Source organism: Vogesella mureinivorans (assembly GCF_007644035.1).
GTDB classification, from domain to species: domain Bacteria; phylum Pseudomonadota; class Gammaproteobacteria; order Burkholderiales; family Chromobacteriaceae; genus Vogesella; species Vogesella mureinivorans.
Genome location: NZ_VMTV02000227.1, coordinates 1 through 373, shown reverse-complemented (window position 1 = coordinate 373; position 373 = coordinate 1). Strand labels below are relative to the sequence as shown.

Genomic DNA, 373 nt, shown 5'->3' with positions numbered 1-373 from the left:
TGGCTGCCGGCCATCGCCATCTGCGCGATGGATGCACCGAAGGGGCCACTCAGCACTCGAAAATGGAACTCGCGCATCAGCAGGGGCGCCAGCACCGGGATCTCTCGCGGCGCGGCGAGCAGGCGCGCGAGCCGCAGCACGGTGTCCTGCGTTGCCTCATCCAGCGCGCCGACGAACAGCCCACGCGGCGTGTCGCGTGGTGCCCGCTCGATCGGCTCGACCTGGTCGATCAGCTCCGCGATCTGCTGGGCATCGATGTCGATCGCGACGCACAGATAGGGCGCATCCGCGCTGGCCTCCAGCACCTGTCCCACCAGGGGCAGGTCGACCGACACCGCCAGAAACTGCGAGGGCGCGTAGCGGTAGACCTCCT

General features: G+C 68.9%; 1 protein-coding gene. It reads right to left on the bottom strand.

Annotated features, from left to right (window positions below; genetic code table 11):
• Positions 1-373: AraC family transcriptional regulator (locus FLQ44_RS07925; RefSeq protein WP_147693945.1), on the bottom strand; the 373-nt coding region annotated here is incomplete at both ends.